23 protein-coding genes are annotated in these 22,030 nt (G+C 72.1%); 10 read left to right on the top strand and 13 right to left on the bottom strand.

All coding sequences use genetic code 11. The annotated features are described in order from the left end of the window. Nucleotides 1-5: 5 nt before the first annotated feature. Nucleotides 6-2,039: a heavy metal translocating P-type ATPase gene (locus tag ACIOC1_RS14530; RefSeq protein WP_401854343.1), complete on the bottom strand. Its 2,034-nt coding sequence runs from the start codon at nucleotides 2,037-2,039 to the stop codon at nucleotides 6-8. Nucleotides 2,040-2,133: 94 nt separating this feature from the next. Here ACIOC1_RS14530 and ACIOC1_RS14525 point away from each other — a divergent pair, with 94 nt between their 5' ends. Continuing rightward, on the top strand, nucleotides 2,134-2,520 hold the full coding sequence (locus ACIOC1_RS14525; RefSeq protein ID WP_391162608.1) for a metalloregulator ArsR/SmtB family transcription factor: 387 nt from the start codon (nucleotides 2,134-2,136) through the stop codon (nucleotides 2,518-2,520). A 53-nt stretch (nucleotides 2,521-2,573) separates the two neighbouring features. Here the strand turns inward: ACIOC1_RS14525 and ACIOC1_RS14520 are convergent, their stop codons facing one another. From ACIOC1_RS14520 to ACIOC1_RS14510, 3 genes are all read right to left on the bottom strand, one after another. Next, nucleotides 2,574-3,161 carry a DinB family protein gene (locus ACIOC1_RS14520; protein WP_401854340.1) on the bottom strand — a complete coding sequence of 196 codons (588 nt, stop codon included), beginning with the start codon at nucleotides 3,159-3,161 and terminating at the stop codon, nucleotides 2,574-2,576. 40 nt (nucleotides 3,162-3,201) lie between these two features. Then, nucleotides 3,202-3,987: a class I SAM-dependent methyltransferase gene (locus tag ACIOC1_RS14515; RefSeq protein WP_401854338.1), complete on the bottom strand. Its 786-nt coding sequence runs from the start codon at nucleotides 3,985-3,987 to the stop codon at nucleotides 3,202-3,204. Nucleotides 3,988-4,068: 81 nt separating this feature from the next. Continuing rightward, nucleotides 4,069-4,470, bottom strand: a complete 402-nt coding sequence (locus tag ACIOC1_RS14510) for an ATP-binding protein (protein ID WP_355334838.1) — start codon at nucleotides 4,468-4,470, stop codon at nucleotides 4,069-4,071. Between the two features lie 407 nt (nucleotides 4,471-4,877). Here ACIOC1_RS14510 and ACIOC1_RS14505 point away from each other — a divergent pair, with 407 nt between their 5' ends. Beyond that, nucleotides 4,878-5,369 carry a peptidylprolyl isomerase gene (locus tag ACIOC1_RS14505; protein WP_355334835.1) on the top strand — a complete coding sequence of 164 codons (492 nt, stop codon included), beginning with the start codon at nucleotides 4,878-4,880 and terminating at the stop codon, nucleotides 5,367-5,369. Nucleotides 5,370-5,619: 250 nt separating this feature from the next. After that, nucleotides 5,620-6,654, top strand: a complete 1,035-nt coding sequence (locus ACIOC1_RS14500) for an NAD(P)-dependent alcohol dehydrogenase (RefSeq protein WP_401720926.1) — start codon at nucleotides 5,620-5,622, stop codon at nucleotides 6,652-6,654. Between the two features lie 87 nt (nucleotides 6,655-6,741). On the opposite strand, the gene ACIOC1_RS14495 is transcribed toward ACIOC1_RS14500, so the two are convergent. Continuing rightward, on the bottom strand, nucleotides 6,742-8,235 hold the full coding sequence (locus tag ACIOC1_RS14495; protein WP_401854335.1) for an MFS transporter: 1,494 nt from the start codon (nucleotides 8,233-8,235) through the stop codon (nucleotides 6,742-6,744). 227 nt (nucleotides 8,236-8,462) lie between these two features. Here ACIOC1_RS14495 and ACIOC1_RS14490 point away from each other — a divergent pair, with 227 nt between their 5' ends. Next, nucleotides 8,463-8,876, top strand: a complete 414-nt coding sequence (locus ACIOC1_RS14490) for a MarR family transcriptional regulator (protein ID WP_391048211.1) — start codon at nucleotides 8,463-8,465, stop codon at nucleotides 8,874-8,876. A 43-nt stretch (nucleotides 8,877-8,919) separates the two neighbouring features. On the opposite strand, the gene ACIOC1_RS14485 is transcribed toward ACIOC1_RS14490, so the two are convergent. Beyond that, nucleotides 8,920-9,753, bottom strand: a complete 834-nt coding sequence (locus tag ACIOC1_RS14485) for a phosphotransferase (protein ID WP_401854333.1) — start codon at nucleotides 9,751-9,753, stop codon at nucleotides 8,920-8,922. 214 nt (nucleotides 9,754-9,967) lie between these two features. Between ACIOC1_RS14485 and ACIOC1_RS14480 the strand changes: the two genes are divergently transcribed. From ACIOC1_RS14480 to ACIOC1_RS14465, 4 genes are all read left to right on the top strand, one after another. Next, a complete protein-coding gene (locus ACIOC1_RS14480; protein ID WP_401854330.1) occupies nucleotides 9,968-10,714 on the top strand; it encodes a DUF4232 domain-containing protein in 747 nt (248 codons plus the stop codon). Between the two features lie 3 nt (nucleotides 10,715-10,717). Further along, on the top strand, nucleotides 10,718-11,398 hold the full coding sequence (locus tag ACIOC1_RS14475; protein ID WP_355334824.1) for a class F sortase: 681 nt from the start codon (nucleotides 10,718-10,720) through the stop codon (nucleotides 11,396-11,398). Nucleotides 11,399-11,581: 183 nt separating this feature from the next. After that, the gene (locus tag ACIOC1_RS14470; protein WP_355334821.1) at nucleotides 11,582-12,085 is read left to right on the top strand and encodes an RNA polymerase sigma factor; all 504 of its coding nucleotides are present in this window, start codon (nucleotides 11,582-11,584) and stop codon (nucleotides 12,083-12,085) included. Next, on the top strand, nucleotides 12,069-12,923 hold the full coding sequence (locus ACIOC1_RS14465; protein ID WP_401854326.1) for a DUF4232 domain-containing protein: 855 nt from the start codon (nucleotides 12,069-12,071) through the stop codon (nucleotides 12,921-12,923). Before ACIOC1_RS14470 ends, ACIOC1_RS14465 begins: the two co-directional genes overlap by 17 nt. A gap of 36 nt (nucleotides 12,924-12,959) precedes the next feature. Here the strand turns inward: ACIOC1_RS14465 and ACIOC1_RS14460 are convergent, their stop codons facing one another. The 4 genes from ACIOC1_RS14460 to ACIOC1_RS14445 form a co-directional block, all read right to left on the bottom strand. After that, nucleotides 12,960-13,232 (bottom strand): hypothetical protein, encoded by a 273-nt coding sequence (locus tag ACIOC1_RS14460; RefSeq protein ID WP_391047703.1) that lies wholly within the window; start codon nucleotides 13,230-13,232, stop codon nucleotides 12,960-12,962. Next, nucleotides 13,229-14,935 (bottom strand): FAD-dependent oxidoreductase, encoded by a 1,707-nt coding sequence (locus tag ACIOC1_RS14455; protein ID WP_401854323.1) that lies wholly within the window; start codon nucleotides 14,933-14,935, stop codon nucleotides 13,229-13,231. The genes ACIOC1_RS14460 and ACIOC1_RS14455 overlap by 4 nt, the downstream gene beginning before the upstream one ends. Further along, nucleotides 14,932-15,690, bottom strand: coding sequence for a ferric reductase-like transmembrane domain-containing protein (locus tag ACIOC1_RS14450; protein ID WP_401854321.1), 759 nt, complete (start codon nucleotides 15,688-15,690; stop codon nucleotides 14,932-14,934). Before ACIOC1_RS14450 ends, ACIOC1_RS14455 begins: the two co-directional genes overlap by 4 nt. 377 nt (nucleotides 15,691-16,067) lie before the next feature. Continuing rightward, nucleotides 16,068-16,703, bottom strand: coding sequence for a TetR family transcriptional regulator (locus tag ACIOC1_RS14445; protein ID WP_355334808.1), 636 nt, complete (start codon nucleotides 16,701-16,703; stop codon nucleotides 16,068-16,070). A gap of 494 nt (nucleotides 16,704-17,197) precedes the next feature. Here ACIOC1_RS14445 and ACIOC1_RS14440 point away from each other — a divergent pair, with 494 nt between their 5' ends. Then, complete coding sequence (locus ACIOC1_RS14440) at nucleotides 17,198-17,863, top strand: response regulator transcription factor (protein WP_355334806.1); 666 nt, start codon at nucleotides 17,198-17,200, stop codon at nucleotides 17,861-17,863. On the opposite strand, the gene ACIOC1_RS14435 is transcribed toward ACIOC1_RS14440, so the two are convergent. The 3 genes from ACIOC1_RS14435 to ACIOC1_RS14425 form a co-directional block, all read right to left on the bottom strand. Further along, complete coding sequence (locus ACIOC1_RS14435; protein ID WP_391047695.1) at nucleotides 17,843-19,321, bottom strand: amino acid adenylation domain-containing protein; 1,479 nt, start codon at nucleotides 19,319-19,321, stop codon at nucleotides 17,843-17,845. The genes ACIOC1_RS14440 and ACIOC1_RS14435 overlap by 21 nt on opposite strands. Next, nucleotides 19,318-20,451, bottom strand: coding sequence for an acyl-CoA dehydrogenase family protein (locus tag ACIOC1_RS14430; RefSeq protein WP_355334800.1), 1,134 nt, complete (start codon nucleotides 20,449-20,451; stop codon nucleotides 19,318-19,320). Before ACIOC1_RS14430 ends, ACIOC1_RS14435 begins: the two co-directional genes overlap by 4 nt. A 157-nt stretch (nucleotides 20,452-20,608) precedes the next feature. Next, nucleotides 20,609-21,322, bottom strand: coding sequence for an alpha/beta fold hydrolase (locus ACIOC1_RS14425; RefSeq protein ID WP_355334797.1), 714 nt, complete (start codon nucleotides 21,320-21,322; stop codon nucleotides 20,609-20,611). A gap of 300 nt (nucleotides 21,323-21,622) precedes the next feature. Between ACIOC1_RS14425 and ACIOC1_RS14420 the strand changes: the two genes are divergently transcribed. Continuing rightward, nucleotides 21,623-21,916, top strand: a complete 294-nt coding sequence (locus ACIOC1_RS14420; RefSeq protein ID WP_355334794.1) for a phosphopantetheine-binding protein — start codon at nucleotides 21,623-21,625, stop codon at nucleotides 21,914-21,916. Nucleotides 21,917-22,030 lie beyond the last annotated feature (114 nt).

Genomic DNA, 22,030 nt, shown 5'->3' with positions numbered 1-22,030 from the left:
CCACCTCACGGCCGGGTCCAGGCGGTGTCGCGCAGCAGCCGGAGCCCGTTGAGGGCGACGACGAGAGTGGAGCCCTCGTGACCCGCGACCCCGAGGGGGAGCGGGAGAGCGGCGGTCAGGTCCCAGACGGCCAGGGCGGCGATGAAGACCGCGGCGATCGTCAGATTCTGGATCACCAGACGGTGGGCGGCGCGCGAGAGCTTCACGACGGCCGGGACGGTGGCCAACTCGTCGCGGATCACCACGGCGTCGGCGGTCTCCAGCGCGAGGTCGGACCCGGCCCTGCCCATGGCGACGCCGGTGTGTGCGGCGGCCAGCGCGGGCGCGTCGTTGACGCCGTCGCCGACGACCAGCACCTTGCGACCGCGTGCCTCCCACGCGCGTACGGCCGCTGCCTTGTCCTGTGGCAGCAGGCCGGCGCGTACGTCGGTGATGCCGACCTCTGCGGCCAACTGCCGGGCGGCCCGTACGTTGTCGCCGGTCAGCAGGACCGGGGGGAGGTCGGTCATACGGGCGAGGGCGGCGACGGTGGCGGCGGCGTCCGGGCGCAGCCGGTCCGCGATGCCCAGCACTCCCAGCGGCGTACCGTCGCGCAGCACCGCGACGGCCGTACGCCCGGCGGCCTCCACCTCCCGCACTGCCTCGCGCACGCCGTCCCGCAGCCCGTCCCGCGCCGCCTCGCCGGTCCCGAGGGGGAGGAGGCGGGCGGGGGAGCCGACCTGGACCGTGCGGCCGTCGACGGTGGCCGTGACGCCCTGGCCGGGGGCCGAGGTGAAGCCGTCGGCGGCGGACAGCGGAAGGCCGCGCTCGCGGGCCGCGTCCACCACCGCGCGGGCCAGCGGGTGTTCGCTCGGGTGCCCGGCCGACGCGGCGAGCCGGAGCAGGGCGTCCGCTTCGAGGCCGCTGCCGGGCAGCGGCCGGATGTCGGTGACGCGGGGCGTCCCCTCGGTGAGCGTGCCGGTCTTGTCCACCGCGACGCTGTCGGTCTGCCCGAGGCGCTCCATCACGACGGCCGACTTGACGAGAACCCCGTGCCGGCCGGCGTTGGCCATCGCGGACAGCAGCGGCGGCATCGTGGACAGGACGACCGCGCAGGGAGAGGCCACGATCATGAACGTCATCGCGCGGAGGAGGGCCGGTTGGAGCGCCGCGCCGAAGGCCAGCGGGAGCGCGAAGACGGCGAGCGTGGCGACGACCATGCCGATCGAGTAGCGCTGCTCGACCTTCTCGATGAACAACTGGGTGGGGGCCTTGGTCTCGGCGGCCTCCTCGACCATCCGCACGATCCGGGCGATCACCGAGTCCGCCGGATCGCGCTCGACGCGTACGCGCAGGGACCCGGTGCCGTTGACGGTCCCGGCGAACACCTCGTCCCCGGCCTGCTTCACCACCGGCAGCGGCTCGCCGGTGATGGTGGCCTGGTCGACGTCGCCGGCGCCGTCCAGGACCACGCCGTCGGCGCCGACGCGCTCGCCGGGCCTGACGAGGATGACGTCCCCGACCGCCAGCCGCGCGGCCTCGACGCTCTCCTCGGTGACGACACCACCGTCGGCACCGAAACCACCGAAACCACCGTCCGTGCCCTCCGGCCGGAGCCGGGTCGCGGTGGCGGGCGCGAGGTCGAGCAGTCCGCGTACGGAGTCGGCGGTCCGCGCGGTCGCGACGGCCTCCAGGGCGCCGGAGGTGGCGAAGATGACGATCAGCAGCGCCCCGTCGAGTACCTGGCCGATCGCGGCGGCGCCGAGCGCCGCGACGACCATGAGCAGGTCCACGTCCAGCGTCCTGTCCCTGAGCGCCTTCAGCCCCTGCCAGCCCGGTTCCCAGCCGCCGGTGACGTAGGTGGCGGCGAACAGCGGACCCCATGACCAGGCGGGGGCGCCCAGCAGGTACGGGGGAAGCGCGAGCAGGAACAGGGCGAGCGCCGCGCACGCCCACCGTGCCTCCGGCAGTGCGAGGACGCGCGTGCGGCGGCGCGGAACGGCCGGTCGCGGACGCCCCGCGGAGACCGGCGCGGGCCGCCGGTCCAGGACAGAAGGCATGACAAAACAACCCTTCACGGGCGGACGAGGTGACAGCCCCCACCGTACAGGAACATCTGAACAGGTCTTCAGTTGTCGTCCGTATGATGGGGGCATGGGCCATGGAAACGACGCCGCCGGCACCGCCACCCCGCGCGAGCGTCTCGACGCGGTCGGCGCCGCCGACGTCGCCGCCACCCTCCAGGCGCTCGCCACGCCCTCGCGGCTGCACATCCTGGCCCGGCTCCAGGAGGGCCCCTGCGCGGTCGGCGACCTCGCCGACGCCGTGGGCATGGAAGCCTCCGCCTGTTCCCACCAACTGCGGCTGCTGCGCAACCTCGGCCTGGTCACCGGCGAGCGCCACGGACGCTCGATCGTCTACGCCCTCTACGACAACCACGTCGCCGAACTGCTCGACCAGGCCCTCTACCACGTCGAGCACCTGCGCCTGGGCATCCGCGACCGCCCCGTGGACCTGCCGGAGGCGGTCGCGGCCGACTGAGGCCGCGCGCGTGCCGTCACGCCGGGCGGTCGGTGAACGACGGTCCTACGGCCTCACGCGTCGGCCTCCCGGGCCGCCCGCTCCAGGCGGTCACGGTGGTTCTCCCACCAGGCCGCGTCGCCCGGCGGCAGGCTGCCGTTGTTCTTGTTCATGCCCACCGCACCGTCGGTGAGTTCGCGCAGGATGTCCGCGTGCCCCGCGTGCCGGTGGGTATCGGAGATCACCCGCACCACGGCGTGATGCAATGTCACCTCGTCCCGGCCGTCGGGCCACCACGGCACCCGGCCGGTCGTGTCCAGGGCCAGCGCGTCGATCGTCGCGTCCGCCTGGGCCCACGCCCGGTGGTAGAGGCCCACGATGTACTCGCGTGACTCGTCGGCGGCGGCCCACATGTCCGCGTTCGCCTCGGCTCCCGCGTCGAGCCAGGGCAACGGCTCGCCCGAGGGCCGCCCGAAGGTGTCGCCGAGGTAGCCGAACTCCACACTGGCCACATGCTTCACCAGGCCCAGCAGATTCGTGCCGGTCGGCGTCATCGGGCGGCGCACTTCGTACTCCGAGAGCCCTTCCAGCTTCCACAGCAGGGCGTCGCGCGCGGACTGGAGGTAGAAGCGCAGGTCGGTCTTGGCATCCGTTACGGTCATGCGGCCAGTCTCGCGCCCGCCCGACCACCGGTCACGCCGTTTACGCCGTCGGTGCGGGGCCCGCGCCGGGCGGCGGTTCCGCGACGCCGACGAGGAACCCGGCCCTGGTGCGGACGCTGACCGACCACTTCAGCGCGGTGAGGTCGTCGGTGAGCGTCCGGGCGTCGTGGAACACCTTGACGATGCGGTACCGACCGCCGTCGTCGGTCCTGCGCAGCGCCGCCGGGGTCGCATGGCCGGTGAGGACGTCCTCGTACGTCGCCGCGCCCGGGCCGTCGTCGACGAAGACGGCCCTGCCGCCCGGGGCGAGCGCGGCGGCGACGGTGTCCCAGAACCCGGGCAGCCGGGCGGGCGGGACGTGGGAGAGCCAGAAGGCGAAGAAGACCGTGTCGTAGCGGCGCGGCGGCTGCCACGCGAACACGTCGGCCTCGACGAACCGGACGGTGGAGGACGCGGTACGGGTACGGGCGATGGCCAGCACCTCGGCCGCCGCGTCGACCGCCGTCACCGACCGCGCCCGCGCCGCGAGCCTCGGGGTCCACTGGCCCGTCCCGCAGGCCAACTCCAGCACGTCCCCGGTGATGGGGAGTTCGTCGACCACCTCCAGCAGATCCCGCAGCTCCTGGTACTGCGCGTAGGTCCGGTCGTACTCGCCCGCCCGCGCCCGGTAGTGGCGCGGCTGCGGTGGACGGCGCTGGGGGACACCACGCGGCGGACGCCCGTGGTGATGCTCCACGGCGGTCCTGGGCTGCCGGACTATCCGGGCGAGGTAGGCCGCCATGGTGACGGACCTGGCGCCGGTGTACCGGTACGACCAGCGCGGCACCCGCCACTCGCCGTAGCAGGGCCCACCTGCGGCGATTCGTGCACGCCGCGGCGGCGGCGTAGGCCGCCGCGCGCGCCGGGTTCAGTACAGCGGCAGGATGAGGGTGATCCGCTTGCCGCGCGGGGTGCCGTCGGGCGCGGGGTCGTGCGGGGTGACGGTCACCCGCAGGGCGAGCTGCTGGATCAGACGCCAACCGAATCCGCCGCCCACGTAAGGGGCTTCGGTGCCCGGCGGGCGTTCGGTGAGGCGGGGGAGCGCGGGGCTCAGGTCGTCGATGCTCACCTCGACGCCGAGCGGTACGAGGCGGGCCTGGCAGTGGGTGATACCGCCGCCGTGCACGATGGCGTTGGTGGCGAGTTCCGAGGTGGCGAGCACCGCGTCGCCCATGGCTCTGGGATCGCACGGCTCGGGGTCGGCCGCCACGGTCTCCCGCACCAGAGCGCGTACGGCGGCGGCCGTGAAGGGGGCCCGAAGCGCTCGCATACCGGTGGGGGGCGTTTGCGTGGAGCGCTGCCCACCACCCGGCGGCGGCCTGTCAGCGGCCATCTGATCTCCAGGAATTCGACATCGGGTCGCAACGGACGGCGACGGTCCGGGGAGGTCGCCCGCGGTGCGCGGTGACACCTGCGGACGTTTTTCCCAGGTCTGTCGTCAACGGGGCGTCTTGCCGACGTGCCATGACCGAAACGCATCCGCCACAGTTGGGACCCGCGCAGTTTGCCACTGGTCGCACGGGCAAGGCGACGAGGTTGACCCGGTCGGCCTTCCGAGGGCGCCCGGACGCCCCCGGAGGCCTTGGGGCACCTCCGGTACGGCTGTGACCTGCGGATCTGCCGTGTTGGGCCGCTCTGGGCGCGGCGTCTCCCACTGGGGATGCAAGGATGGTGCCCATGGACAACGTGTACTTCGACATCTCCATTGACGGCGCTCCGGCCGGTCGGATCGTCTTCCGTCTCTTCGACGACGTCGTGCCCGAGACGGCGCGGAACTTCCGTGAGCTGGCCACCGGCGAGCACGGCTTCGGCTACGCGGGCTCGGCGTTCCACCGGATCATCCCGTCCTTCATGCTCCAGGGCGGCGACTTCACCAGCGGCGACGGCCGCGGCGGCAAGAGCATCTACGGCAACAAGTTCGCGGACGAGAACTTCAAGCTCAAGCACGACCGCCCGTTCCTGCTGTCGATGGCGAACGCGGGGCCGAACTCCAACGGCTCGCAGTTCTTCGTCACCACCGTGGTCACCGACTGGCTCGACGGCAAGCACGTCGTCTTCGGCGAGGTCGTCGAGGGCGAGGAACTGGTCAAGCAGATCGAGGGCAAGGGCTCGCGCAGCGGCACGCCCTCCGCCAAGGTCGTCATCTCCGCATCCGGCACCGTCGCGTAAGCACCCCACCAGCGACCTCGTAGGCCCGAAGGCCCCCGGCGACCCGCCGGGGGCCTTCCGCGTTCGCTGAGCGGGGCGGGCGGGACCGGGGGAAAATCGAAGAGCCGGGAGCGGGGTCCCGGCGGCGGGACCGGGAGCAGAAGCGGGGGAGCGAGAGCCGGAGAGAGGTCACCGAATGTCGACATCAGCAAGCCCTGAAGGGACGACGGCCACGACTCAGGCCGGGACGACACCGGAGCCGCAGGCCGAGATGAAGGCGGTTCAGTACCGCACCGTGGGCGCCGCCCCCGAAGTGGTGACCGTCCCGCGCCCCGAGCCGGGCCCCGGCCAGGTGCTGCTCAAGGTCACGGCGGCCGGGGTGTGCCACTCCGACATCGCCGTCATGAGCTGGCCCGCCGAGGCCCTGCCCTTCGCGCTGCCGCTCACCCTCGGCCACGAGGGCGCGGGCACCGTCGCCGCGCTCGGCGAGGGCGTCGGCGGCCTGGAGCCGGGCGAGTCGGTCGCCGTCTACGGCCCGTGGGGCTGCGGCGGCTGCCTGATGTGCGCGCAGGGCAAGGAGAACTATTGTCTGCGCGCCGAGGAGCTGGGCATCCGCCCGCCCGGCCTCGGCGCGCCCGGCGCCATCGCCGAGTACATGATCGTCGACGACCCCCGGCACCTGGTGCCGCTCGGTGACCTCGACCCCGTCGCCTCGGTGCCGCTGACCGACGCGGGCCTCACGCCGTACCACGCGATCAAGACCTCGCTGCCGAAGCTGGTCCCCGGCAGCACCGCCGTCGTCATCGGCACCGGCGGCCTCGGCCACGTCGCCGTGCAGCTGCTGCGCGTGCTCAGCCCGGCCCGCGTCATCGCCCTCGACGTCAGCGACGAGAAGCTGGAACTGGCGCGCGCGGTCGGTGCCCACGAGACCGTCCTGTCCGACGCCGACGCGGCCGACCGGGTCCGCGCGCTGACCGACGGCGTCGGCGCCCAGGCCGTCTTCGACTTCGTGGGCGCCGCCCCCACGGTCGCCACCGCCACCGCGTGCGCCGCCGTCGAGTCCGACGTGACGATCGTCGGCATCGGCGGCGGCAGCGCCACGGTCGGCTTCGGCACCGTCGCCTACGACGCGGCCGTCCGCGCCCCCTACTGGGGCTCGCGCGCCGAGCTGATCGAGGTGCTCGACCTCGCCCGCTCCGGCGCGGTCGAGGTCCACGTCGAGACGTACTCCCTGGACGACGCTCCGCTCGCCTACGAGCGGCTGCACGCCGGGAAGATCAACGGCCGCGCGGTGATCCTGCCCTGAAGGTCGACCTCACGTTGAGATTCTGAGACCTACTGGGACCTACTGTGACCTTCTGGGATCTTTGAACCGGGGACGGCCGAGGACCGCTCAGACCGGCTCGTCCGCCGGCGCCGGTGCCGGGACCTTCGCCGCACCGCCGCCCGTGGCGCGCACGTGCCGCGCCGGGATGAACGCGGCGATGAACAGCGCCGCGACGGCCGCGCCGCAGGCGACGGCGAAGGCCACCCGGAAGCCGCTGAGCGAGGGCAGCGGCGCGCCGTGGTACGAGGTGGTCATGTGGGCGAGGATCACGCCGACGACCGCGCTGGACGACGAGGTGCCGATGGACCGCATCAGGGTGTTGAGCCCGTTGGCGGCGGCGGTCTCCGCCAGCGGCACCGCGCCCATGATGAGCGCGGGCATGGCCGCGTAGGCGAGGGCGATCCCGCAGCCGATGACGGAGGCGACGACCACCACCTGCCACACGGCGTGGGTGAGGAACAGGCCGAGCCCGTAGCCGACCGCGACGACGGCCATGCCGATCATCAGGGACACGCGCGGGCCGCGGGCCGCCGAGATCCGCGCCGACAGCGGCGACACGGCCATCATCACCAGCCCGGACGGGGCCAGGCACAGACCGGCCACGAGCATGGACCGGCCGAGCCCGTACCCCGTCTCCTCGGGGAGCTGGAGGAGCTGGGGCAGGACCAGCGACATCGCGAAGAGCGAGAATCCGGCCATGACGGAGGCGATGTTGGTGAGCAGCACCTGCGGCCTGGCCGTCGTGCGCAGATCCACCAGCGGCGCGGTGGTGCGCAGTTCGAACATGCCCCAGCCGACGAGTACGACGACGGCCGCGGCCACCAGTCCCAGCGTGGTGCCCGAGGCCCAGCCCCAGTCGCCGCCCTTGGAGATCGCCAGCAACAGGCAGACCAGGCCCACGGACAGCCCGATCGCGCCCGGCACGTCGAACCGGCTCGGCGTGCGCACCGGGGACTCCGGCACGAGGAACAGGACCAGCGCCATCGCCGCCACGCCGAGCCCCGCGGAGGTGTAGAACAGCGCGTGCCAGTCGGCGTGCTGCGCGATCAGCGCGGCGCTGGGCAGGCCGAGCGCGCCGCCGATGCCCAGCGACGAGCTCATCAGCGCCATCGCGGAACCGAGCCGTTCCGCGGGCAATTCGTCACGCATGATGCTGATGCCCAGCGGGATGACGCCCGTCGCTCCGCCCTGGAGCGCCCGGCCCACGACCATCGGGACCAGCGACGAGGTGAAGGCGCAGACCAGCGAGCCGACGACCAGTAGACCGAGGCTGAGCAGCAGGACGCGGCGCTTGCCGTACATGTCGCCGAGCCGTCCGGTGACCGGGGTGGCGACCGCTCCGGCGAGCAGGGTCGCGGTGATCACCCATGAGGTGTCGGAGGCCGAGGCGTGCAGCAGGCCGGGCAGTTCGGGCAGCAGCGGGACGACCAGCGTCTGCATGAGGGCGACCACGATGCCCGCGAAGGCCAGCACGGCGACGACCGCGCCACTCGCGGGCCGGTGGACACCGGCGGTGTGACCGGCTGCCGGTATGCCGGTGCCGCTTGCTGAGTCGGACATGTCGTCGCCTTCGGTGGGGGTCGTCGGGCCGCGGGGCCGTGGACGAGGTGGGCAGGGAGATGTGCATGATACATAGGATGTGCGTCATGCACATTGCCCAGGTCGTGGGTACTCTCGGGAGGCGGGAGCACGGACGTCACGGCGCGCGCCCCGGGTTCGTACGTCCCACGTCGTGCGTCCATACGTCATGCGGAGGCGGTGTGCTGGAGCGGCTGGAGCGGGAACTGATGCTGGTGGCCCGCCACCATGTGCTGACGCGCCGGGACAGCTCGGCCGAGCGGCTGGACAAGTCCGCGTATCTGCTGCTCGCGCGCCTCGACTCGGAGGGCCCGATGTCCATCGGACAGCTCGCCGACGCCTTCGCGCTCGACACCTCGACGGTCAACCGGCAGACCGCCGCCCTCCTGAGGGCCGACCTCGCCGAGCGCGTCCCCGACCCCGACGGCGGCCTCGCCCGCAAGCTTCGCATCACCGAAGAGGGCGCCAAACGGCTCGCGGCCGACCGCGCGTTCTACATCGCGGGCATCGACAGCGTCCTGACCGACTGGTCACCGCAGGACGTGGAACTCCTCAGCGACATGCTCGCCCGCTTCAACCGCAGCATCGAGTCCCGCGAAGGGCGGCAGTGGCCGCGGCCGTGAGACCGCGCTCGGCGGGCCGTCCACGCGAGGGCCGTACGGCCGGTCAGCCGAGCAGGGCCAGCAGACGGCCCGCCTGCCGCCGCGCCGTACCCGGCGGATTGCGCCGGGCGGCGGGATCTCCCGAGGCCAGGTCCTCGAAGGACAGCAGGAACAGCCACACCAGCGCGATCAGCCGTCGGCAGTCCCGCAGCCGTACGGTCTCCGCCGCCGTCAGCTCGACGTGCGACAGGAACGCCGCGACGTCCAGCGGGTGTTCCACCCAGCTCGCCACATGCTCGGTGATCTCCGCCAGTTCATAGGCGCGGTCGCTGCGGCCGGAGTCCTCGAAGTCCACGACCCGCACACGCGAGCCGTCCCAGAGGTAGTTGGCGAGATTGCCGTCACCGGGGCCGAAGACCGCGGGCACGGCGGTCTGTTCCGTACGGTCCAGGCCCGACGCGTCCAGCCAGGCGAGGCCCGCGTCGACAGCGGCCCCCACGGCCGCGTCCACCCGTCCCCGCACCCGTGGCGCCCAACCGCGCAGCCGCGCGCCGAGTTCCGCCGGGCCTTCCGGCCGTACGGGCACCCGCGCGAGGACGTCGGCGGGCAGCGCGCTGTGCAGCGCGTTCACCGTCCGCGCGAGACGCGTCAGCCGCTCGCCGTCCAACGGCGCGCCCCGGAGCGGCGCTCCGGGCAGCAGGGACATCGAGACCACCGGCCCCGCGTCGCCCAGGTCGCAGGAGTACGGCCGCGGCGCCAGCCCCGGCGCGTGCCGGTCGAGCAGCGTCAACGCCCGCCACTCGCGCACGGCGCGCTCGTGGGCCGCGGCCGGGAACCGCTTGGTCACGCCGTCGGCCGCGAACGTCACGGCGTGCGTGCCCCACTGATGCGCGCCCATGGCAACCGATCCTGCCAGGCCCGCCGTTGGACCCGCCGGGAGGCGGCGCGGGAAACGCCGTGTGCGAAGTGCCGCCGCTCGCCGCTCGATTGATTTGGCAATCTCTTTACAACCCGGCGCCACCCCGCGTCGTCTCTCCCCTGCGAATCCCCTTACGGCCCGGCCGGCGCTCGTTCCGGAGCGCGGCAGCCGGGGGGAGAAGGGAAGACCGGACATGCGCATGAGTTCACTCGCCGTCGGCGCCGCCGCGCTCTCGACCGCGGCCAGTTTCGCCGTACTCGGAGCGTCCCCGGCGACCGCCGTCGCCCCCGCGAGCGACACATCGAGCACTCCGATGTGCGCCACCTCCCAGCTCACCGCGTCCCTCGGCGGTGAGGACGCCGGAGCGGGCAACCTCTACCGCTACCTGGTGCTGACCAACCACAGCGGCACCACCTGTCACCTCACCGGATTTCCCGGCCTGTCGCTGCTCGACGCGAGCGGCAAGCAGATAGGCGCGCCCGCCACCCGCGAGCACAACGGCTACGCGGCGGTCGTGCTGCGCCCCGGCGGCAAGGTGAGCGACACCATCCACACCATCAACCACCAGGGCACCTGCCTGCCGACCTCCACGAGCCTGCGGATCTACCCGCCGGGGAACAAGGCGTCGCTGGTCTTCGCGGGGAAGATCACCAACTGCGACAACCAGTTCTCCGTCACCCCGCTCGTCGCGGGCACCGGCGGCAACCCCTCCAACTCCGCGCCCGCGCCGACGCCCACCACCACGTCCTCCGGCTCCGGCTCGCAGGTCACCGCCGTACCCAGCGGCGCCCCCGACACCGGCCTCGCCGAGACCGCGCACTCCTCGGGCACCCACGACAAGGACACCCTCGCGCTGGCCGGCGCCGGTGTGCTGGCCGTCGGCGCCCTCGGCCTGGTCACCGGGATGCGCCGCAGGTCGCACGGCCGGGCACAGGACTGACCGTTGCCGACCGTCACCTCCCTCAGCCGTTCCGTCCCGGTACGGGCCTGGTGCGTGCTCGCCGCCGCCGTACTGGTGCTGCTGAGCGGCTGCCAGTCCGACCCGCCCGCTCGGGCCACCCCGGGCGGGACGGAGCGGACACCGTCCGCCTCGGCGTCCGCGACCTCGACGCCGTCGTCCGGCGGCACGACCCCGGCGACCACCGGGGCCGTACCGCTGGCCCGCTCGGTCCCGGTCCGGCTGCGGATCGCGGCCATCGGCGTGGACACCCCGGTGATGTCACTGGGGCTCAACTCCGACGGCACCGTGGCCGTACCGCCGATCGAGGCGCGCTCGCCCGCGGGCTGGTACAGCGGCTCGCCGACGCCCGGCGTCACCGGACCCTCGGTGATCCTCGGCCACGTCACGGTCGGACAGTACGGCGACGGCGTCTTCCGCCACCTGTCCGAGCTCGCCGCCGGCGACCGGATCGAGATCGGCCTCAAGGACGGCGCCACGGCCGCCTTCACCGTCGACTCCGTCCAGACGGTCGCCAAAGCGCGATTTCCGACGGACCGCGTGTACGGGAACGTCGACCACCCCGCTCTGCGTCTCATCACCTGTGGCGGCACCCGGATCACCGGGAGCGGCTATCAGGACAACGTGATCGTCTACGCGTCCCTGTCGTCGGGAGCGGGAACCTGAACAGGACCCCGCACCCGTCCGCCGTCCGGACACCGACCGCTCGTACGCACCGGACCTGGTCCGCGCGTACGTCCCCGGCACCGGCCCCGATCCGGGGCCGGCGCGGGGCGGGCGGCGCCGGGCGGCCCGGGAGGTCTGCCCCGGCGCCACCGGGGCAGACGACGATCACCACGAGGACGACGAGTGAGGAGAGCGGCCATCCGGTCCCAAGAGCGCGCGGCCGCCGAGCTGTTCGAGGCCGTCTATCCGCGCCTGGCGGGCTGGTGCCGCCGTCTGGTGGACGACGACGGGACCGCGCACGAGATCGCGTCCGAGGCCTTCACCCGGCTGTGGGCGCGCTGGACCAAGGTCGAGGAGCCCAGCGGATACCTCTATGTGACCGCGGCCAACCTGGTCAGGGACCACTGGCGCAGACTGGAGCGCGAGCGCCGCGCCATGCGCCGATTCACCACGGAGGAAGCCGTGAAGGAGCAGCAGGACAGCAGCGACCCCTCGGTGCGCATGCTCGTCCAGTCCCTCCCGGAGCGACTGCGCGACCCGGCACTGCTGTACTACTACGCGGACCTGCCGGTACAGCAGGTGGCCGCGCTGCTCGGCCGGAACGAGGGCACGGTCAAGGCCGACCTGCACGCGGCCCGCGAACTGCTGCGCGCCAGGCTGGGGGAACACCATGACCGGACTGTCTGACGACGGTCCCGGCGGGGAGCCCTTCGACCCGCTGGAGCCGCTGCTGCGCCCGCCCGCGGTCTACCTGCCGCCGCCCGCGGGCTCGTTCGAGCTGATCCGCCGCCGCGCGGCCAGGCGCCGCCGCTCCCGCGCGATGGTCGGCGGCACGCTCGCCGCCGCCGTCATCACCGGTGCCTTCTACGTGGCCGGCACGCTCAACAGGGACGACTCGCAGGAGGTCGTCCCCACACCGGCCAACAGCAGCGGGCCCGTCACCACGGCCCCCGGACCGACGACCCCGCCCGTCGTGCCGCCGCCCGCGCCCACCCCGACGCGGACCACGCCCACCAAGGGCCCGGGCGACGGTACGACCGTCACGTCCGAGCCGTCAGGGACCACCCCGCCCACCTCGCCGACCAGCACCAGCACCGGCACCGATTCCGCCGCCACACCGCTGTGCACGGCCGCGCAGCTCACCGCCTCCCTCGGTGACGGCGACGCGGGCGCGGGCAACCTCTACCGCTACCTGCTGCTCACCAACCACAGCGATACGGTCTGCCATGTCACCGGCTTCCCCGGCCTGTCGCTGCTGGACGCGAACGGCAAGCAGATCGGCGCCCCCGCCACGTACCAGAATCTCCCGCACGGGCCCGTCGTGCTGCGGCCCGGCGAGTCCGCGAGCGACACCATCCACACCGTCAACCAGCAGGGGACCTGCCTGCCGACCTCCACGAGCCTGCGGATCTACCCGCCGGGCAGCAGGGCGTCGCTGGTCTTCCCGGGGAAGATCACCAACTGCGACAACGAGTTCGTGGTCACCCCCTTCACCGCGGGCACGACGGGCAACCCGCCGTCCTGACGGGGACGGCGGGGGTCGGTCCGCCCCGGCGCCGGCTCAGTGCACGTCCGGCGGGCTGGAGGTCGCGGGCGGCATCGAGTAGGTGGGGGACGCGGGGGAACCCGAGCGGACGCCCGGCGGTTTGCTGGGCGGCATCGGCGCCGCGGTGATCAGCACCCTGCCGTACGCCGCCATCGCCGCCGCCATCACGAGCAGGATCATCAGCCAGCGCAGGTGCAGCCGGGCGGGGACGCTGAGCAGCCACGACAGCATCCCGCCGGACAGCAGCAGCCCGGAACGACTCCTGCGGTTGACGCCGCGACGGCTCATCGGCGCCCCCTCCCGCCGGTGGGCCGGGTATGGGGCAGAGTGCGTCCGATCTGGTCGCGGTAGCGCAGGAGTTCCAGCGGCATGTCGAAGGCGACGGCCGCCACGATCTGCGGACCGTACGCGGTCTGCCGGGAGTAGCGGACGAGGAAGCGGTCGGAGCGCATCGAGCCCGCCATGACCTCGGTGTCCGTGCCGAGCGCGGGGATGCCCACCGCCTGGATCCGGATGCCGTGCTGTTCCGACCAGAAGCGCGGCACCGGAGTGAAGCGCGCCGCGCGTCCGGGGCCGCGCAGCAACGAGTCGGCGGCGTGCTGCCCCATCTCCACGGCGTGGATGAGGTGTTCGACCCGGCGCGGCTCGGTGTCGAAGCGCGGGTTGGGCCAGCGGGCCACGTCCCCGGCCGCCACCACATGCGGCGTGGTCCTGCCCCACTGGTCCACCGCGTGGCAGGTCGGCCCGCAGAGCACGCCGTCGGAGATCTCCAGACCGCTGCCCCGCAGCCACTCGGTACGGGGCTGGCCGCCGAGACCGAGCACCACGAAGTCGCAGTCGAGGACCGCGCCGTCGTCGAGCCGCAGCCGCAGCCCGTCGCCGTGGTCCTGCCAGTCGGTGATCTTCGTGCCGAGGCGGACGTCGACACCCGCGCGGCGCTGGAGCGAGCCGACCACCGCGCCGACCCTGGCGCCGAGCACCCGGCGCAGCAGCGGCGCGCTGTGGACGACGAGCGTCACGTCCATCCCGTTCTCCCGCGCGGTGCAGGCGAGTTCGCAGCCGATGAAGCCGCCGCCGAGGATCACCACCCGACGGGCGCGCGCCGCGTGCATCGCCCGCCGTATCGCCGCCGCGTCCTCGATCGTGCGGACGGTACGGACCCGGTCGCTGAACACCGGCGCCTCGGGCAGCCGCTTGGCGTCCACACCGGTCGCCACCACCAGCCCGTCGAACGGCAGATACTCCCCGCCGCGCAGTTCGATCGCGGACTTCGCCAGGTCCAGCCCCGTCATCCGGGTGTCGAGCAGCCAGTGCGCGTCCAGCGCCGCGTCCGCCCGGAAGGGCAACTGCTGCTCGGCGAGCCGGCCCGACAGATACTGCTTGGACAGCGGCGGACGGCTGTACGGCCGGTGCGGCTCCTCGCCGACCATCACCAACTCCCCGTCGAAACCGCGCTCCCTGAGTCGGGTCGCGGCGCTCAGCCCGGCGAGCCCGGCGCCCGCGACGACGATCCGCCGCAGGCTCGCCCGCGCCGCGGAGCCGCTGCGCAGCGGCCTCGCCGCCCGCCGCCCGATCGCGGCGGGACCGCCGGACGGGCTCTGCCCGCCGTGGACGGTGATGGCCTGCATCGGGCAACACCGCACCGCCTGGCGGGCCTTGGCCGCGTAGTCGGCGGGCACGCTGCGCGTGTAGTGCAGCGAACCGCTCTCGGCGATCCGGAAGACCTCGGGCGCCTCCTGCTGGCAGATGCCGTAGATGTGGCACCGGTTGTTGTCGACGCTGATCCGTACCGGCTCCGCCTCGGGCACCAGTACGGGCCTGGCGGGCGCGAACGACTCGGCGGCGATGGGGGCTTGGGGGAGCGGCGGCGCGGTGCGCGCGGCCGGGCGGCCTTGGTGGACGACGACCGGTGTGGTGGGCCGGGCGGCGGGCGTCTGACCCGGTGGCCAGGGCGCCGGGGGGATACGGCCCGGGCGAGGCGGCTGGATCATTCGGCGGCTCCCGGCCTGCCGAGGTAGGTGCGCTGTCTGAGCCGGGAACGGGACGGGAAGGCGCGGATCAGGAAGGCCAGCAACACCGTGCCCGCCCCGGTGGCGATGCCGACCGACACCAGATTCAGATGGCGCGGCTCCGGGTGCACCAGGAAGACGTGCAGCCAGATCAACCCGAAGGCCGCATAAGCGAACTGATGAGTCCTCAGCCAGCGGTGGTAGCCCAGTCTGCGCTGGAGCCACACCGAACATCCCACGGCGATGGCCAGTTCGGTGCCGAGGATGCCGAAGCCCACCGGGAGCCGCTGCACACCGCCGGTGAACGGCACGGTCAGCTCACGGCCGCCGATCCGCCAGACCGGCTGGTAGAGAAAGGTCGCGCCGTGCACGACACCGAAGATCATCGCGGAGAGCGCCAGCGTCATGTGCGCGCCGTAGAAGGTGGCCCGGTTGACCGCGTGCTGCAGGAATCTCAGCCGCAGCAGCACACCGAGGACGACGGTGGCCACCATCAGCACATACGCGATCAGAGCCGCGAGTCTCGCGATCTTGTGGACGCCCATGTCGTAGGGCAACTGCTTGTCGTACGCGTCCAGCGGGGAACCGGGGATGGGAGCGGCGGCGGAAGTGCCGCGCGCCAGGAGCAACCCCACCGTGAAAAGCACCAATACCGAGAAAAGCACCAGCAGAAGACGGGAAGCACCGCTGAGCGCGGGGGCCTTCTTACGGCTGTCGAATGCCGCGACCGTGACCATATCCTGTGACTCCTCGTATCGACGCGACTGCGACACGCGCAGGGCGAAGACCTGGGGCGAGACCCGGAGCCGAGCTGTCTCGTTACCATTTTGTGCATTCGCCGATGAATGCGGCAAAGGTGTTCGGGGCAGGCTTCTCTTCGGGCCCTTTCCCCTGAAGGACACGCTGCTTGGCGGCAGACGCTACACCAAGATTCGCGCGCGGTCGATGCATGGCCAACGGGCCCCGGGCCGACTCGATATGACGCTAAATCACCATTGTGACGGCGAATCACCGGCCCGGATCGCGTAGCTCGCGTAAAGGCTTTGCGCGGCGACGGTGAATCACGAACCGGTGTACTGCGCGGCGAATGGTGAAGGACCGGGCCGGGCGCGGCTCAGCCCGCGCCGCCCGGACGGTCGGCCGTGCGGGGGAGCGGCAGGTCGCCGGTGAGGGAATTCTGGATCACCGGCGCGTACACGGCGATCAGCGACGGCGTGCTCGCGGATGCCAGCGGCTCGACGCGGATGATGTAGCGGGCCATGACCAGACCGATGAGCTGGGAGCCCAACAGGGCCGAGCGCAAAGCGCGTTGTGGCTCGGCCAGTGCCTGGGCCAGCGGGCCGAGCACTTCGCGGCCGAGGAATTCCCGCAGAATCCCGGCGGCCGTCTCGTGCGAGACCGCCGACCGGATCACCGCCAGCAGCGCGTCGTGCCGCTCGGCCGACTCCCACAGCCCGAGGACCGTCGTCAGCAGCCGCTCGCCCGAGGTGGCGGGATCCCCGGCGAGCACCGGCAGCAACTCCATCGGGCGCACCGCCTCGTGGACGGCGGCGGCGAACACCCCTTCCTTGGACCGGAAGAAGTGGTGCACGAGCGCCGCGTCGACCTTCGCTTCGCGGGCGATGCCGCGCACCGTCGTCCGCTCGTAGCCGTACTCGGCGAATTTCAGCCGCGCCGCCCGCAGGATCGCCTCTCTGCTGCCGCTGCGGCCCGGCCGTCGGCCGGGCCGTCCGGTGACCGCCTCTCCCATGACCGCCGCCCTGTCACGTAAATTCACCGTTCGGTGATTTATGAGAGTAGCCTCGGCGGGGTGAAACGCCAACCACCCGCCGGCCGTGCGCCGGCCACCGCCCGCGCCGCGGGCGCGGACCGCGTGCGGACCGGGCGCCGGTCCGGTCCGGCGCCGACGCGGCCCGGCCGCCCGCCAGGCGCTCGACACGCCTCGCCGAACCCGGAAGAATTACCCGCGAGGGTCGCTTGAAACCTCTTTGGGACGCAAACGGGCGACCTGTCCGCGAGGGGAGTTTATCGGCGCGCCGTGACCTGTGCGGCGGCTCGGGGCATTGCCCGAAAGGGCTATAGATTTAACTTTCAATCATAACGAGCTCAAATGTTCCATGTTGATGCTGGTCAGGCGTGCGTGCTAGAGTCGAAATAACGTGCTGTTTGCTGAAGGTCGGGGGCTCGATGCTTCAGGATGGGATCACGAGAGTTCTTCTCGTCGACTCCAGAGCGGTTTCCCGTGTGGGACTCAGTGTCCTGCTGAGCAGGGAAACCGATCTGGAAGTCGTGGGCGAGGTTGCCGATATTCGGCACGCTCTGCCCTGCGTGGCAAGGTTGTCTCCGCATGTGGTGATCATCGACGCGCTGGATGTGGCGCCGGATGTTCCGCATGCCATCCAGCAGCTCATCGTCGGCGGCGCCGACGGCTGCCCTAAGATATTAGCCCTGGTCCAGAGCCTGGAGCAGTGCGCTCAGCACTGGCAGGCGGCCGGTGCCAGGGGTGTGCTCGACAGTCAGGCGAGTCCGGAGCGGATCATCGCCGCCGTCCGGATGGTCGCCGCCGGTTACCGACTGGTGATTCCCACCGTCGGCGCCGCCACTGCCGCCGCCACCGCGGCGGCCATCACGCCGGAACCGCCGCAAGCGGAAACATCGGAGACCGATCTGGTGTCCAGTGGAATAACCCGGCGTGAGCGCGACGTGCTCCAGCTCATCATCCGCGGCTATTCGAACGCGGAAATATCAGAAGCACTTTTTCTGAGTGAGAGCACCGTGAAATCACACGTTCAGCGCATGCTGGACAAGCTGGCTCTGCGCAATCGAGTACACGCCGTTATATATGCTTATGAAAAAGGAATTGTCAGAGCCGGCGGCAATTTAGAATCTTTAGTCGGTACCAGTATGTGACACCATTTTCGCGACCTGGGAACGGTCTTTCTTGCCGTTCCCGGTTCGGGGTATCTCGTCGAAAAGGCTGAGGCTGTCGACGAGCATGTAGGTGGGGAGCCGTTCGGCGCTCCACCGCTTGAGCGCGAGCAGGCCCGGAGCGCTGTCCGGGGCCGGGACCACCACGGCGTGCAGCCGTGCCGTGAGCCCGGTCCCGAGCACGACCACGGCCACATCCCTGACCTGCGGGTGCAGGCTCAGGACGCTCTCGATCTCGCCCAGCTCCACCCGGTTGCCGCGGATCTTCACCATGTGGTCGCGGCGCCCCAGGTACTCCAGCATGCCCGCGTCGTCGTACCGCACGAGGTCGCCGGTCGCGTACGGGCCGCTCTGCGGCGGATGGCCCCAGTACCCGAGCATCACCGTGGGGCCGGAGACCAGCAGCTCCCGCCCCGCCTGGCCCGCGACCTCTGGGCCCAGCTCCAGGGTGTCGCCCGAGCAGACCGCGCCGATTGGCAGGGCGCCCGCGCGGTCGAGATCGGCGGCGCAGACCTCGTACGACGTACAGACATTCGTCTCGGTCGGGCCGTACCAGTTGAGCAGCCTGACGTCCTGCCAGGCCGCGCGCAGCCGCCGCACATGGGCGATCGGGAACGCCTCGCCCGCGAAGACGCAGGCCCGCAGCGCGCGCGGCGGCGGCCCGTCCAGCAGCCCGCCCTTGGTGATCATCAAGGTGAGCGCCGACGGCACCGAGTACCAGACGGTGATCGCGTGCTCGTCCATGAAGCGGACGAGCTGGGCCGGCGCGTAGGCCAGCGCCTCGGGCACCAGATGGACGCTGGCGCCCGCCAGGAACGCCGCGTAGAGGTCGAAGACCGACAGGTCGAAATTGAACGGCGCGTGGTTGGAGAGCCGGTCCGAGGGGACCAGCCGCAGATCGGCCGCCGCCCACCGCACGAACGCCAGCGCGTTGAGGTGGCTCAGGCACACACCCTTGGGCTCGCCGGTCGAACCCGACGTGAACAGGATGTACGCCGGATCGTGCTCCGAGCCCTCGACCGGCGACGGTACGGGCTGGCCCTCGCCCGTCGCCAGCAGGTCCGCGAAGGTACGGCAGGGCGCCGCGTCCCAGCCCGCGTCGGCCGCCGCGTCCGCGCCGTCCTCGTCGGTCACCACCAGCGCGGGGGCGCAGGCCGCGACGATCCGCGCCAGCCGCGACGGCGGGTTCGAGGACGCCACCGGTACGTAGACCGCGCCGCCGCGCAGGCACGCCTGCATCAGCGCCACGACGTGCAGGCTCTTCGCGCTCCACAGCACGACCCGGTCGCCCGGCCGCACCCCGCTCGCGGCCAGCGCCGCGCCGTAACGCGCCGCGAGCGCGTCCAGTTCGCCGTAGGTCAGCCGTCCGTCGACGGCGTCGACCGCGAGGGAATCCGGCGCCCTGCGGGCGGCGGCGGTGACGAATTCGTGCAGCCTCACAGTCCCAGCTCCTTCGCGACGAGCTCCTTCTGGATCTCCGAGGTACCGGAGAACAGCACGCTCGGCACCGCGTCCCGCAGCGCCGCCTCCACACCCGACTCCGACCGGTATCCGCGACCGCCGAGAATCCGTACGGCGTCCAGCGCGCTCTGCACCGCGGCCTCGGAGACGGCGAGCTTCGACAGCGCCACCGGCAAGGTCGCCCTGCCGCCGCGGTCCATCTCCCAACAGGCCCGGTAGAGCAGGAGTCTGGCGCTCTCCAGCCGCAGCTTCATGTCCACGATGCGGTGCGAGACCGCCTGGAAGCCGGAGATGCGACGGCCGAACTGCCGCCGCTCGCTGGCGAATCGGACGCACTCCTCGACCAGGCGGTCCATCAGGCCCAGATAGCCCGCGAAGAGGCAGGCGCGCTCCCAGCCCATGGACGTCTGGAAGATCGTCGCACCCATCCCCTCGACGCCCAGCACCTGGTCGTCGGGGACGAAGCACTCCTGGAAGGTCACCGTGCCCGCCAGGCAGGAGGACAGACCCATCTTCTCGAAGGGCTCACCGCGCAGCACCCCGGGGGCGTCGGCCGGCACGACGAAGGCGGTCTGGCCGAGGTGTCCCGAGTCGGGGTCGCTGGTCGCGTACGTGACCAGGACGTCGGCGGCCGGGCCATTGCTGACGAAGCTCTTCTCGCCGTCCAGGACGAATCCGCCCGGCACTTCGGTCGCCGTCACCCGCAGCCGCGAGACGTCGGAGCCGGACTCCGGCTCCGTCATGGCGTTGCCCGCGATCATCCGGCCGGACGCGAGCTCCGGCAGGAAGCGCTTCTTGAGGTCCGCGCTGCCGAACTCCGCGATCGGCACGGCGCAGGCGAAGAGGTGGGCGCTGGCCGCGAAGACCAGCCCGGTGTCGTGGCAGCCGCGGCCCACGGCCTCGATGACCCGCGCGGTGTCGAGCGCGCCGAGGCCGTCCCCGCCGTACTCGGCGGGAAGGCAGGCGCCCAGGGCGCCGATCCGGCCGAGTTCCCGCCAGTCGGACCGTTCACCGGGGCGCCGCGGACGGTCCGCGGGGAACGCGTCGGCGGCCCGGCGGACGGTCTCCTCGTACCGCGCGGTCTGCTCGGTGCTCCAACTGAAGTCCACGCTGGCTCCTGCATCGGGAGGGGGGAGGGAGGGAGAGAGACGGAAGGTGGGGTGCTGCGCTCGGGGCTCGGGGCTCGGGGCTCGGGGCTCAGGGCTCAGGGCTGGGGCTCGGGGCCGAGGGCTCCGCGCTCAGGGCTCAGGGCTCAGGGCTCGCGGATCACATCGCGCCCACCGTGAGCAGGTCCGCCAGCGCGGAGCGCAGTTCGGCGCTGGCGAGCATCATGTGGCCGCCCCGCACGGTGGTGACCCGGCACGGCCCGGTGGTCTCCGCCGCCCACGCGGCCAGCCCCGGCGCGTCCACCACCGGGTCCAGGTCGCCGGCGAAGACATGCACCGGGCAGGACAGCGGCGGCAGTTCGGTGGGACGGCGGTAGGTCTCCGTCATCCGCAGGTCGGCGCGGAGCGGCGGAAGGAACAGGTCGAGCAGTTCAGGACTGTCCTCGACGGCGGGCAGCGCGCCCTCCAACGTCCGCAGGCCGCTCAGCAGTTGGGCGGGCGGCGCGTTGTGCAGCGGCGGCAGCGCGTGCGGGGTGCGGGGCGAATTGCGTCCCGAGACGATCAGGGCGGCGGGCGGCCCGACCAACTGCGAGAGCCGGTGGGTCAGTTCGAAGGCGACCACGGCGCCGAAGCTGTGCCCGAACACCGCGTAGGGTCCCTCGATACCGGGTGCCAGCTCGGCCGCGAGGGTACGGGTCAGCGTGCCGATGTCCTGGGCGAGCGGTTCGCGCCTGCGGCTGCCGTGGCCCGGCAGGTCGACCGGGCGGACCCGCGCCACCTCGGCGAGGCCGGGCCGCCACGCGTGGTACATCACCGCGCTGCCGCCGGCATGGGGCAGGCACAGCAACTGGGGCCGTAGGGCGGGAAGCAGCACGGCCGCGGACCTCCTGTGATCGGGCGCACCGGATGGTCCCTCGATCCTCGCCGTTGCGGCGGCACGGGGCCACGGCCGTGAGTACTCATCATTAATGAGGACCCGCACGTGAAGCGGAAGCGGCGCCTCCCCCGTAAGTACGCACTTCGGGGCGTGTGTGCGCGGGCGTAATTCATCAGGTCTGGTGAAGTCCTCCGGCGGCGCCCGTAGCTACGTTTGGGGCCCTGGCCGAGCCGACCGCGACTTCGTGGAGTCGGGGGTTCCGCCGTGTCAACCCCGGACTCCGGAAGGTCGCTACGCATGTCCGACAGTTCTGATCCGCAGCTCGGCTACGACGAAGTCCTCGCGGAGCTGAAGGAGTTCGTCGAAACGCGATTCCTGCCCGAGGGCGAGGAGGGAATCGAGCCCGATTCCCCGCTGCTCCAGCTCGGAATCCTCACGTCGCTGAACACCACCGAGCTGATCGCCCATATCCACGACAGGTACGGGCTGTTCATGCCGCCCGAGTACATCGTCGGCAGGAACTTCAAGAGCCTGGACGCCATCAGCAAGCTCGTGGTCCGGATCCAGACCGACCCCGCCGCCATGGCCTGACGCTCTGTCCGACGCCGCTGTGCCGCCGCCGCTTTGACGCGGACGCGAACCGCCCGACCGGAAGCGCGGCCCGTGCCGAGGCAGGGCCCGTCCGATCCGACTCAAGAGGAGCAG

It is taken from the genome of Streptomyces sp. NPDC088197 (assembly GCF_044741185.1).
GTDB lineage: Bacteria > Actinomycetota > Actinomycetes > Streptomycetales > Streptomycetaceae > Actinacidiphila.
The sequence above is the reverse complement of the archived record's forward strand: the minus strand, read 5'-3'. Positions and strand labels throughout refer to the sequence as shown.

What these genes read in the sequence shown, in the direction of transcription:
- ACIOC1_RS14490 (WP_391048211.1), top strand. Translation starts at nt 8,463, where the DNA reads ATGCTGGTGGCCCGCCACCATGTGCTGACGCGCCGGGACAGCTCGGCC.
- ACIOC1_RS14505 (WP_355334835.1), top strand. Translation starts at nt 4,878, where the DNA reads ATGGACAACGTGTACTTCGACATCTCCATTGACGGCGCTCCGGCCGGT.
- ACIOC1_RS14480 (WP_401854330.1), top strand. Translation starts at nt 9,968, where the DNA reads ATGCGCATGAGTTCACTCGCCGTCGGCGCCGCCGCGCTCTCGACCGCG.
- ACIOC1_RS14500 (WP_401720926.1), top strand. Translation starts at nt 5,620, where the DNA reads ATGAAGGCGGTTCAGTACCGCACCGTGGGCGCCGCCCCCGAAGTGGTG.
- ACIOC1_RS14445 (WP_355334808.1), bottom strand. Translation starts at nt 16,703, where the DNA reads ATGGGAGAGGCGGTCACCGGACGGCCCGGCCGACGGCCGGGCCGCAGC.
- ACIOC1_RS14530 (WP_401854343.1), bottom strand. Translation starts at nt 2,039, where the DNA reads ATGCCTTCTGTCCTGGACCGGCGGCCCGCGCCGGTCTCCGCGGGGCGT.
- ACIOC1_RS14510 (WP_355334838.1), bottom strand. Translation starts at nt 4,470, where the DNA reads ATGCGAGCGCTTCGGGCCCCCTTCACGGCCGCCGCCGTACGCGCTCTG.
- ACIOC1_RS14420 (WP_355334794.1), top strand. Translation starts at nt 21,623, where the DNA reads ATGTCCGACAGTTCTGATCCGCAGCTCGGCTACGACGAAGTCCTCGCG.
- ACIOC1_RS14465 (WP_401854326.1), top strand. Translation starts at nt 12,069, where the DNA reads ATGACCGGACTGTCTGACGACGGTCCCGGCGGGGAGCCCTTCGACCCG.
- ACIOC1_RS14520 (WP_401854340.1), bottom strand. Translation starts at nt 3,161, where the DNA reads ATGACCGTAACGGATGCCAAGACCGACCTGCGCTTCTACCTCCAGTCC.
- ACIOC1_RS14450 (WP_401854321.1), bottom strand. Translation starts at nt 15,690, where the DNA reads ATGGTCACGGTCGCGGCATTCGACAGCCGTAAGAAGGCCCCCGCGCTC.
- ACIOC1_RS14460 (WP_391047703.1), bottom strand. Translation starts at nt 13,232, where the DNA reads ATGAGCCGTCGCGGCGTCAACCGCAGGAGTCGTTCCGGGCTGCTGCTG.
- ACIOC1_RS14495 (WP_401854335.1), bottom strand. Translation starts at nt 8,235, where the DNA reads ATGTCCGACTCAGCAAGCGGCACCGGCATACCGGCAGCCGGTCACACC.
- ACIOC1_RS14455 (WP_401854323.1), bottom strand. Translation starts at nt 14,935, where the DNA reads ATGATCCAGCCGCCTCGCCCGGGCCGTATCCCCCCGGCGCCCTGGCCA.
- ACIOC1_RS14485 (WP_401854333.1), bottom strand. Translation starts at nt 9,753, where the DNA reads ATGGGCGCGCATCAGTGGGGCACGCACGCCGTGACGTTCGCGGCCGAC.
- ACIOC1_RS14525 (WP_391162608.1), top strand. Translation starts at nt 2,134, where the DNA reads ATGGGCCATGGAAACGACGCCGCCGGCACCGCCACCCCGCGCGAGCGT.